At 68.7% G+C, this 10,487-nt stretch carries 12 protein-coding genes and 1 tRNA gene; 5 read left to right on the top strand and 8 right to left on the bottom strand.

Translation table 11 applies throughout. The annotated features are described in order from the left end of the window. Positions 1-175: 175 nt before the first annotated feature. From ACWEVR_RS31140 to ACWEVR_RS31130, 3 genes are read right to left on the bottom strand one after another with little or no spacing between them, the layout of a single operon-like run. Positions 176-403: a hypothetical protein gene (locus ACWEVR_RS31140; protein WP_452469817.1), complete on the bottom strand. Its 228-nt coding sequence runs from the start codon at positions 401-403 to the stop codon at positions 176-178. After that, positions 400-1,056, bottom strand: a complete 657-nt coding sequence (locus ACWEVR_RS31135) for an RNA polymerase sigma factor (protein ID WP_452469816.1) — start codon at positions 1,054-1,056, stop codon at positions 400-402. Before ACWEVR_RS31135 ends, ACWEVR_RS31140 begins: the two co-directional genes overlap by 4 nt. Further along, entirely contained in the window at positions 1,053-1,286 is a 234-nt protein-coding gene (locus ACWEVR_RS31130; protein WP_452469815.1) for a hypothetical protein, read from the bottom strand. The genes ACWEVR_RS31135 and ACWEVR_RS31130 overlap by 4 nt, the downstream gene beginning before the upstream one ends. An 86-nt stretch (positions 1,287-1,372) precedes the next feature. Between ACWEVR_RS31130 and ACWEVR_RS31125 the strand changes: the two genes are divergently transcribed. Then, positions 1,373-1,858 carry a hypothetical protein gene (locus ACWEVR_RS31125; protein ID WP_452469814.1) on the top strand — a complete coding sequence of 162 codons (486 nt, stop codon included), beginning with the start codon at positions 1,373-1,375 and terminating at the stop codon, positions 1,856-1,858. Between the two features lie 46 nt (positions 1,859-1,904). Then, complete coding sequence (locus ACWEVR_RS31120; RefSeq protein ID WP_452469813.1) at positions 1,905-2,174, top strand: hypothetical protein; 270 nt, start codon at positions 1,905-1,907, stop codon at positions 2,172-2,174. A 101-nt stretch (positions 2,175-2,275) separates the two neighbouring features. Here the strand turns inward: ACWEVR_RS31120 and ACWEVR_RS31115 are convergent. Then, positions 2,276-2,348 (bottom strand) — tRNA-Asn (locus tag ACWEVR_RS31115). Between the two features lie 197 nt (positions 2,349-2,545). Here ACWEVR_RS31115 and ACWEVR_RS31110 point away from each other — a divergent pair. Continuing rightward, entirely contained in the window at positions 2,546-2,797 is a 252-nt protein-coding gene (locus ACWEVR_RS31110; RefSeq protein ID WP_067486858.1) for a hypothetical protein, read from the top strand. Here ACWEVR_RS31110 and dnaG read toward each other — a convergent pair. The 4 genes from dnaG to ACWEVR_RS31090 all read right to left on the bottom strand — a co-directional run bounded on the left by dnaG (position 2,794) and on the right by ACWEVR_RS31090 (position 7,483). Beyond that, a complete protein-coding gene (gene dnaG, locus ACWEVR_RS31105) occupies positions 2,794-4,734 on the bottom strand; it encodes a DNA primase (RefSeq protein ID WP_452469812.1) in 1,941 nt (646 codons plus the stop codon). The two genes, ACWEVR_RS31110 and dnaG, sit on opposite strands and share 4 nt — an antisense overlap. Before the next feature lie 23 nt (positions 4,735-4,757). Further along, positions 4,758-6,011, bottom strand: a complete 1,254-nt coding sequence (locus tag ACWEVR_RS31100; protein WP_452469811.1) for a deoxyguanosinetriphosphate triphosphohydrolase — start codon at positions 6,009-6,011, stop codon at positions 4,758-4,760. A gap of 1 nt (position 6,012) precedes the next feature. Then, the gene (locus ACWEVR_RS31095; RefSeq protein ID WP_452469821.1) at positions 6,013-6,591 is read right to left on the bottom strand and encodes a YdcF family protein; all 579 of its coding nucleotides are present in this window, start codon (positions 6,589-6,591) and stop codon (positions 6,013-6,015) included. Positions 6,592-6,805: 214 nt separating this feature from the next. Continuing rightward, entirely contained in the window at positions 6,806-7,483 is a 678-nt protein-coding gene (locus ACWEVR_RS31090) for an MBL fold metallo-hydrolase (protein WP_452469810.1), read from the bottom strand. Between the two features lie 74 nt (positions 7,484-7,557). Here ACWEVR_RS31090 and ACWEVR_RS31085 point away from each other — a divergent pair, with 74 nt between their 5' ends. Together ACWEVR_RS31085 and ACWEVR_RS31080 are read left to right on the top strand one after the other, a co-directional pair. Beyond that, positions 7,558-9,615 (top strand): TPM domain-containing protein, encoded by a 2,058-nt coding sequence (locus ACWEVR_RS31085; RefSeq protein ID WP_452469809.1) that lies wholly within the window; start codon positions 7,558-7,560, stop codon positions 9,613-9,615. Positions 9,616-9,659: 44 nt separating this feature from the next. Next, positions 9,660-10,478 carry a MerR family transcriptional regulator gene (locus ACWEVR_RS31080; protein WP_452469808.1) on the top strand — a complete coding sequence of 273 codons (819 nt, stop codon included), beginning with the start codon at positions 9,660-9,662 and terminating at the stop codon, positions 10,476-10,478. Positions 10,479-10,487: the final 9 nt, after the last annotated feature.

The following is a 10,487-nucleotide window of genomic DNA, read 5'->3' as shown; positions in this document are numbered from 1 at the left end:
TCTGAACGTGTTGTGGGCCATGATGCGAACTGGCACGGCATACCAACCCCAAATCAGGGTCGCCGCGGCTTGACAACATCATTGAGAATCTCCTCGAAGTGGGCGCGGTCGAGCGTCGGCCGCGCGGAATGTGGTTCGCAGTGTTAGTTGCGACCGGCGTGCCGTTTCTTACCGCTCAGGACCTGTTCAGATCCTGAGCGAGCAGCTCGCGCAGGGTCTGTTCCTCCTCGGCGCACGCGCCGCAACCGGCCAGATGGGTGCGCATGGCCGGGTCGTCGTACCCGGGATCGGCGAGGCGGCGCTCGACATAGACGTCGATGCGGTCGAAGCACTCGTCGCACGACAGGTAGGGTCTGGTGTCGGTCAGCAGGGCGTCGATCACCGTGGGAGTCGGATCGGTCATGGGGTGCTCCGATCGGGACGGTTGTCGAGATGCCCGCTCGCGATCAGGGCGGCGCGCAGCTTCCGGCGGGCATCGTGGAGTGTCTTGTAGAGGGCGTTGCGGGTGCTACCCAGCCGCTCGGCCAGCACGTCGATCGGCACCTGCTCCACCACCAGCGACAGCAGGATGCGGCGTTGGTGCGGTGTGAGTTCGCGGGAAATGGCCGCTTCGAGCGCGCGGGCGAGGTCGGCGGCGCCGGCGAGGGCGTCCGGGGTGGGCGCGGGGTCGATGTGCCAGGCGAGTGCGTCCGGCAGCAGGATCTCGCGGTGCCGCCATGCCTGCCTGCGCACGGCAACACCCGCGATGTTGACCCCGAATTTGTACGCCCAGGTGGTGAACCTGCTACGCCCTTCGAAGGTCGAAAGTCGTTGCAGGACAGCTACGACCGCATCGTCGGCGCACTGCTGGGCGAGGTCTTCCAGTTCGGTGGCGCCCGCGCCGGGCAGCAGGTCACGCAACCGCCAGATCTGATGCCGGGTGGCGCGCAGCAACACCTCGCGCAACCGCCGCACCGCGTGCCGGCCCGCGGGTCCGTCGTCGACCAGGTCGGTGAGCCATTCCCGATCGGCGTCCGGCCGCGCGATCCCCGACGTGGTGGGCGGCAGCGTACTCATCGCGGTTTCCCCGGCAACGGCGCCAGGATCCGCACCGCCAGCTCCGGCGCACAGCCCTGGTCGACGAGCTGCGACAACGCATGCACATCGACCTCGGGATCGGACGTCACCGTCTCAGCCAACCACGGTGGAAACCCCGACGCCACCAACCACCGACTGCGCCATTCCCGCACCTCCTCGGGCACGGTGTCGACCGCGGGCAACGCGGCCTGAGTGAGTTGAACAGTCATGATCTCTTGGTGTCGCGCGACACCGATTTCTTACTGGTTGTTCGCGAGACATTGGCGGGTCGCGAGGCCCGTGGTAGGCATGGAGCATGTCCACGCCGGACGATCCACGTGACGCCACCCGGTTGCACCGCCTCGCGGGCCGGTGGGCCACCAACGGCCACGTCCTGGCCGACCCACCGATCCCCGTCCTCGGTTTCGACACCTACGACGTCTTCCCCGGCGGCCACTTCCTGGTCCACCACATCGACGTCACCGTCGGCGACCAACCGGTCCGCGGTATCGAGATCATCGGCGAACCCGACCCCGACGCCCCCGCCTTCCTCGCCCGCTCCTACGACAACACCGGCAGCACCGAACTGATGCGCGTGGAAATCGTCGACCCCAACACCTTCCACTTCACCGGCGGCCCCCAGGTAGCCACCCCCGCCGCCCCCACCGACACCGAAACCACCGCCGTCCGCTCCACCCTCACCGTCGCCCCCGACGGCGCCTCGATGACCGCCCTGTGGGAACGCTCCGAAGACGGCACCACCTGGCACCCGTGGATGCACATCACCTTCACCAAGCAATGACCGAACTCACGGGCAGCGGTAGAGCTCAACCGCGGAAGGCCGACTCATGAAGGAGGGACGACCTTTTCTCCAACCCGCCCGGGTAGCCATGCACCTGAACGGTGGCTTCACCAAGGTCGTACTGGAAGGCGTCACCGGCGAGTCCGGCATCACCCGCGACATCCCCACCCGAACCATCCCCCTCCACCTCCGAGCCATCGGAACCCGCGTACTCCTCGTCGGCCACTTTCAAATCCCGGAAACCGACGACTCCGCCGAGGACATCAGACGCGCCCTGCAACACCCAGAAGTCCTCGACTCGGGCGCCGACTCATGACATTCCCGTTCCGCCCCGGAATCCCACGCCCTGATTCAGGGGTCACCCTTCTTGTCGACACAACAAAAAGCCCCCCACCACTGCGGTAGAGGGCTTTACTGCTCCCCCATCTGGACTCGAACCAGAAACCTGCCGATTAACAGTCGGCTGCTCTGCCAATTGAGCTATAGGGGAATATCCTGAGCTGTTGGGCTCGGGTCAGCTTGGCTGGCTGAACGAGATGAAACTTTAGCGTATGGGGTCGTGGGTTCCCAAATCGGGCTGCTACCTGCGGACATGTGGGGCGGTTGGGTGGGCGGGGTGGATCGACAGGGGTGGGGTGAGTCGGGCAGGATGGGGCGCGCACACAGACGTGGGAGGAGCTCCAGGAGATGCTGCGGTTGATCATCGGCGTGGCGGCCGGGTATGTGCTCGGCACGAAGGCCGGGCGGGCGCGCTATGAGCAGATCAGTGCGGCGACACGGGCGGTGACGGGTAGCCCCGTGACGAAGAAGCTGGTGTCGGTGGGCAGGCAGAAGCTGTCGGACAAGTTGAGCACTCAGCCGAAGCTGGAGCCGATGGAGCCGCTCGACGAGCGGACCACGGTGATGGTGCCGCACAACCAGCTGCGCCGGGGGCGTTAGACGCCGGTGACGTTGGGGTCGTTGCCCATCGCCCGCTGCCCGAGGTCCTTGCGGTACGCCTCGAGGGCCACCAGGTCGCCGAACAGCTCCATGTAGCCGTCGGGCTGATCGGACGCCGACATGCGCTGCAGGCGGGACTTCAGCTCGGCGATCTGGCGGCCCACCCAGATCTCCTGCACGCGGGCGAGCACTCCGGAGATGAGCCGTGGCACGTCCTCCTGGGTGCGGACGGGCAGTTGTTCGTTGGCCAGCTCCGAGACGAGGGCACGGATGAGCAGGTCCTCACTCTGATCGGCCACTGCGGCGACCCACTCGGCGCCGGTGAGACCCGATGCGGTGCCGCCGGCTTTCGCGATCATCAACCGGACCATCACGTAGGCGGGGTGGATGAACGCGTCGGCTTCGACGTCGTCGAAGGCCGGGCCCGCGATCCCCGGGTATTGCAGGGCCGCGCACAGGCTTTGGCGCTGGGCTAGCAACGTCGGTTCACGGGGGTCGGGTCGGGCCGAGTCGCCGTTGCCGCGGGCGGGCGCGACGGGCCGTGGCGCGACGGCACCTCGTCGGCCGCCCTTGTCGTCGGTGGGCGCCGCGCCGCCGCGGAAGTGCTTGCGGGCTTCGTCACCGACCTGGCGCACCAGGGACTGGATGTCGTCCACGCCGAGCCAGCCCGCCAGTTTCGTCGCGTAGCCCTTGCGGGTCGCGTTGTCCTTGATCTGGGCGACCACCGGAACCGCGCGCCGTCGCGCCTCGACCTGTCCTTCGACCGTGTCGAGGTTGTATTCGGCGAGCACGCCGCGAATCACGAACTCGTAGAGCGGGGTTCGGCGGGCGACGAGGTCGCGCACGGCGGAATCGCCCGAGCGCTGACGCAGCTCGCACGGATCCTGCCCGTCGGGTGCCACCGCGATGTAGGTCTGCCCGGCCAGCCGCTGGTCGCCGCTGAAGGCCTTCAGCGCGGCCGCCTGGCCCGCCGCGTCGCCGTCGAAGGTGTAGATGATCTCGCCGCGCCAGAAGTTGTCGTCCATCAGCAGCCTGCGCAGCACCTGCAGGTGTTCTTCGCCGAAGGCCGTTCCACAGGAGGCGACAGCCGTCTTCACGCCGGCCAGGTGCATGGCCATCACGTCGGTGTATCCCTCGACGACGACGGCCTGATGCCCCTTGGCGATCTCACGCTTGGCGTGGTCGAGGCCGAACAGCACCTGGGACTTCTTGTACAGCAACGTTTCCGGCGTATTCACGTATTTGCCGGGCATGGTGTCGTCGTCGAAGATCTTGCGGGCGCCGAACCCGATCACCTCACCACCGAGGTTGCGGATGGGCCACAGCAGCCTGCGGTGGAAGCGGTCGATCGGGCCGCGTTTGCCCTGCTTGGACAGTCCGGCGGCTTCCAGTTCCTTGAACTCGAAACCGAGGCGCTGCAGGTGTTTGGTGAGGGTGTCCCAGCCCGCGGGCGCGTAGCCGCAGCCGAACTGCTGCCAGACGGCCTGGTCGAAGTTGCGGTCGGTCAGGTACTTGCGGGCGGCCTCGGCCTCGGGTTCGTACAGGCGCGCGGCGTAGAACTCCTGCGCGGCGGCGTTGGCGGCGACCAGCCGGGAGCGGGTGCCCCGGTCGCGCTGCACCGAGGTGCCGCCGCCCTCGTAGTTGATCTGGTAGCTGATGCGGTCGGCCATCTGCTCGACGGCCTCGACGAAACCGATGTGCTCGATCTGCTGCAGGAACTTGTAGACGTCACCGCCCTCGCCACAGCCGAAGCAGTGGAACAGGCCGTGATTGGGCCGCACATGGAACGACGGGGACTTCTCGTCGTGGAACGGGCACAAGCCCTTCATGGAGTCGGCACCGGCGCGTTTGAGCGCCACGTACTCTCCGACAACGTCTTCGATCCGGACTCGTTCACGGATCGCCGCGATATCGCGATCTGGGATTCGTCCGGCCACGCGGCAAGTCTAGTGGGTCCAGGTCAGCGGCAGTCCAGCGCGGTCGCGACCCGCTCGAAGCGGCTTTCGGTGTAGGAAGCGATCTGGTCGATCACCACGCGCACCCGGGCGGTGTCGTCGGTGGCGGCGTTCCACCAGGGCAGCATCTGGTCGTCGAGGTGGGCCGGAGCGGTGGTGAGCAGGCGGTCGGCGACGGCCTGGACGCGTTCGCGCTGGGTCTGCTGCCTGGCCAGGTGTCCGCGGTCGGAGCGCACGTACCGCAGCGCGACCGTCTTGAGCACGGCCACCTCGGCCGCGACCACCGGCGGCACGATCAGATCGGCCTCGTAGCGCATCAGCGGGCCCGGCCCGGCGTGCTCCTGGGTGGCGACGATGGCGGCGGTGGCGAAGCGCCCGACCAGTTCGCTGGTGAGCCGTTTCAGGGCGACCGACGCGGCGAAGGTGCCGTCGTAGCCCGCCGCCTCGGCGACCACGTCGAGTTCGGACAGCCGTTGCGCGGCGGCGGCCAGGGCATCGATCGACTGGTCGGGGTGTTCGCCGTGGCCCTGTTCGGCCAGGGCCGCCTGTTCGGTGGGGTCGGCGAGGGCACGCAGATCGATGCGGCCGACGATCACGCCGTCTTCCACATCGTGCACGGAGTACGCCACGTCGTCGGACCAGTCCATGATCTGGCATTCCAGGCTCTGCTTGCGCTCGGGGGCATCCTTGCGCACCCACGCCAGGCGCTCCAGATCGTCGACGTAGGCACCGAACTTGGTGCCGGAACCGCTTCTGCCCCACGGGTATTTGAGCGTGGCGGCGAGGGCGGCGCGGGTGAGGTTGAGTCCGGCGCTCTCGCCGTCGGCGTCGACGACCTTGGGCTCGAGGCGGGTGAGGATCCGCAGGTTCTGGGCGTTGCCCTCGAAACCGCCGTAGGCGTCGGCGAATTCGTCGAGGGCGCGTTCGCCGTTGTGGCCGTAGGGCGGGTGGCCGATGTCGTGGGCGAGACCGGCCAGATCGGCGAGGTCGGGGTCGGCGCCGATGCCGTCGGCGATGCTGCGCCCGATCTGGGCGACCTCGAGCGAATGGGTGAGCCGGGTACGCGGGGTGTCCCCTTCGCGTGGGCCCATGACCTGGGTTTTGTCGGCGAGGCGACGCAGCGCGGCCGAGTGCAGCACGCGCGCCCGGTCCCGGGAGAATTCGCTGCGGTGGCCCTTGCCCGCGGCACCCGGCCAGGCGGTTTTGCCCGGCTCGGTGACCATGCGTTCGCGGTCGTGCGGGGTGTAGGTATCGGTCATCTCACTGTCCCGCCTCGTAAGGGAAATCTGCCGAGAAATGAGTGAGCTGGTACCACAGCAGCGCACCGGTTTCGCGGGCGATGCCGTGGAATTGCGACTCCCTCGTGTAGACGGCCGGCCCGGTGCGGGTGGGTGCGGTCCAGGCGTGCAGACCGGCGTCTCGCGCCATCGTCCTGGTTCGCAGTGAATGCCACGGGTCGCTGACGAGTACGGCCGATGACAAGCCGCTCTCGTGCATGGCGGCGGCGACGGCTTCGATGCTGCGCAGGGTGTCGGATCCCGTTTCGACGGCGAGGATGTCGCCGCTCGGCACGCCCTTGTCCTCGAGATATTGCTTGCCCGAGGCGGCTTCGGTGTAGAGGTCGCCCTCCTGCTTGCCGCCGACGGTGATCACCAGGGGCGCCACACCCGTCTCGTAGAGCCGCCACGCCTGGTACAGCCTGGCCTCGAAGACCGACGACGGCGTCCCGGAATACTGGGCGGCGCCGAGCACCACGATCGCGTCGGCCGGGGTGTGGTCGTCGATCCGCGCGACCTGCCACACCCGGAACGCCGTCCCACCGACCAGCACCAAGCCCATCACGATCGCGCCGGCGACCAGTCTGGTGATCCAGATCGAGACCGTCGAGAGCAAGCCGCGCCGGTGCCGGGCATCCGGGGCGGGCACGGTCGTGCGCGAAGAACCCGATTTCACCTTGCTCAGTCTGCCAGGTGCCACCGACCGGTCGTCGGCTCAGCGGTCACTAGTGAATTCCGGTCCGGTGAACGACGCACCGTGCCCGGTCGGCCTCGGACTACCAGCCGCGGGCACGCCACTCGGGCAGTTGGGGTCGCTCCGTGCCGAGGGTGGTGTCGTCGCCGTGACCTGGGTAGACGACGGTGTCGTCCGGGTAGCGGTCGAACAGCTTGGTTGTCACATCGGTGAACAGGGAGTCGAAATCCTCGGTGTTGTGCGTTTTGCCCACGCCGCCGGGGAACAGGGAGTCACCGGTGAACAGGTGGGTGCGGCCCGCGCCGTCGGTCAGGGCAAGCGCGATCGAGCCAGGGGTGTGGCCGCGCAGGTGGATGACGGTGAGGGTGAGTTCGCCCAGGTCGATCGTCTCGCCGTCGGCGAGGAGGCGGTCGGGGGTGACGGGCAGCGGTTCGGCGTCGAGGGGGTGCGCGGCCGACGGGACGGCGAGGGCGCCTGCCACATCCGCCAGCGCCCACCAGTGGTCGGGGTGCTGGTGGGTGGTGACGATGAGTTCGACCTGCCCCTCGGCCTCCTGGTTCACCAGTTCGAGGATGCGGTTCGCCTCGTTGGCCGCGTCGATCAGCAGGGTTGCCCCGGTGGCGGCGCATCGCACCAGGTAGGTGTTGTTGTTCATGGCGCCGACGGCCATCTTCACGATGCGGGCGCCGGGGACATCGCGCTGCTGAGCGTCGCCGCCGGGGGCGACCTGACCGGTGTAGCGGGCATCGACTGTGACCATGGTCCCGATGGTAGTGAGGCACGCGCCGACCTGTCGTACCCGTCTCACTCGGCCCGGGCCGTTAGATTCGACTCATGCCGCTGCCGAGGAAAAGTCCGCGCATCCGATCGGTGAGGTACGTCGAGCGGGCCCGCACGTCCTATCGACCAGCAGCGGGGCAACTCTGGGGCGCACGCCCGGGGAAGCGATTCGTCGCGAATCTGCTCGGCGCGTTCCTGCTTCTGCTGTGTGCCCCGGCGGCCGGTGCGGAGCCACCGACGCGGATGGGCCCGCAACTGGTCGACTCCGCCGACGTGCTCAGCCCGGCGGACGAACAGCGGGTGCTCGGTGCCGTCGACGCCCTCTACCGCGATCACCAGGTGAAGCTCTGGCTCGTCTACGTCAACGATTTCGGGTCCATGTCCGCCCGGGACTGGGCAGCGCGCACGGCCGAGCTCTCCGATTTCGGCGATCGCGATCTGCTGCTCGCGGTGGCCGTCGACGACCGCAGTTACTGGTTCGACGGCATCCCACCCGCGAGCATCACCGATGCCGAGGTGGAGTCGCTGCTGGCCGACACGGTGGAACCCGATCTGCGCGAACAGAAGTGGGCGCAGGCGGGGATCGACACCGCCGAGGGACTCGGGGCGGCGGCGCGCGGTGGTGGCGCGTCGTCGGGTGTGCTGGTGTTGATTGCACTGGCCGTGGTGGTGGCGGCCGGTCTGCTCGTACTGGTCATGCGTCGGCGTCGCCATGCCAAGGACCGGGCGGAACTCGCGACAGCGCGCGGCATGGACCCCACCGATTCGGCTGCGCTGTCGCGTCTTTCGCTGCCGACCCTGCACGCGTTGTCGAAGGAACGCCTGGTCGAGATCGACGACGCGGTGCGGACGAGCGAGGAGGAATTGGCGCTGGCGACCGGCGAATTCGGCGAGACGGCGGTGACCCCGTTCCGAAACGCCCTGGACGCGGCCCGTGCGGCGACCGCGAAGGCGTTCGCCCTGCGTCAGCAACTCGACGACGCCGTTCCCGAAACCCCCGATCAGCAGCGCGCCCTGCTGCTGGACCTGCTGGCGACCACCGGCAAGGCCGACCGCGAACTCGACGCCCAGGTGGCCGACTTCGACGCCATGCGCGATCTGCTCATCGACGCGCCCGCCCGCCTCGACGCTCTCACCCGCACCGTCGTCGAGCTCACCGCCCGCCTGCCCGCCGCCGACACCGAACTGGCCCGGCTCGACGCGACCTATCCCCCGGCGATGCTGACGTCCGTGCGCGACAATGTGCGCATGGCCCGGGAGCGAATCACCTTCGCCCAGACCAATATCGACGCCGCCCGCGACGTACTCACGAAACCGGCCGGGCAGCAGGGTGGTGCGGTGGCCGCGATCCGCGCGGCCGAGGCCGCTCTCGGCCAGGCCGGCACGCTGCTCGACACCGTCGAGCACGCCGCGGCCGACATCCAGCAGGCCCGCGACGGATTGCCCGCCGCCCTGGACGAACTGCGCGCCGATCTCGCCGCCGCATCCACCCTGACCGAATTCGGCGGCACCCAGCTCAGCGGCGCGATGGCCACCGCGACCACCACCCTGAACACGGTCGACGACGCCGACCCGCTCGGCGCCTTCCACGAGGTGGTCACCGCCGACGCCGACCTCGATCGAGCCATCGCCGCGGCCTCGGACCGCAAGCTCGCCGTCGAGGACCTGCGCCGCCGGCTCGACCGCACACTGCTCGACGCGACCAGCCGTATCGACGCCGCGTCGTCGTTCATCACCACGCGGCGCGGCGGTGTCGACGCCGAGGCGCGCACCCGGCTGGCGCAGGCGCAACGTCATCTCGATCAGGCGCGGCAGCAGGCAGGCACCGATCCCGAACTGGCGTTGCGGAGCGCGCAGGCCGCCGCCGAATCGGGTGGGCGGGCCCTGCAGGAGGCGGAGGCGAGCGTACGAGCTTGGGAGACAAGACAACCCATGTCCGGAAGTGGGCAGACCGGTGCGGTGCTCGGCGGCATCCTGCTGGACGGTCTGCTGCGCGGAGCGATCAGCGGCTCGCGCGGTGGTGGGTACGGCTCACGTGGGGGTGGGTACCGGCCCGGATCGTTCGGTGGCTCGTCGGGGTCGCGGCGGGTGAGCCGAGGCGGCAGATTCTGATCGTTGACTCTCACACTGTGTGAGGCCGTACACCGGAGGGCGTCATGTTCAGTATCGGAGATTTCGCCAGACACGGTCAGGTGTCGGTGCGCATGTTGCGCCACTACGACGCGGTCGGATTGTTGCGACCCGCCCGGGTCGATCCGGCCACCGGCTACCGGTTCTATTCGGCCGCGCAGCTGGCCAGGCTCAACCGGATCGTCGCGCTCAAGGGGCTCGGATTCAGTCTCGAGCAGGTGGGCCGGATGCTCGAGCCGGGGCCACAACCCCGGGAGCTGCGCGGCATGCTCACGTTGCGCCGGGCGGAGCTGGAACAGCGGTTGGCGGCCGACCGCGCGCGGCTGACCGAGGTCGAGGCGAGACTTCGCATCATCGAGAAGGAGGGCGTCATGCCCGAGCAGGATGTTGTGATCAAGTCGGTGCCCGCGGTGCGCGTGGCCAGATCGAGCGGGGTGGCGGCGGGTTTCGAACCCGCCCACGTCAGTCCGGTGATCCAGCCGTTGTTCCAGGGGCTCAGCGATCGGCTCGCGCAGGCGGGCATCGCGATCGCCGGTCCGGCCATCGCGTACTACGAGCCCGCCGACGACGGCACCGTGCGGGTGCACGCCTGTGTACCGGTGAATGCCGAATCCGACGCGGCGCGGGATATTTCGATCGTCGACCTGCCTGCCCACGATCGGGTGGCCACAACGGTCTACCACGGGAATGTCAGCGGCATCGGTGCCGCGTGGCAGGAACTGGGTCGCTGGGTGGAGGACAACGGGTACCGCACGGCCGCTGCGGTGCGAGAGGTGACGCTCGAATGGACACCGGATCCGAACGGATGGGTCACCGAGTTGCAGGAACCACTGGCCGCGAGGTAGTCGATCGTC

This window comes from Nocardia sp. NPDC003979 (genome assembly GCF_053605015.1).
This window is presented reverse-complemented; position numbering and strand designations above follow the sequence as displayed.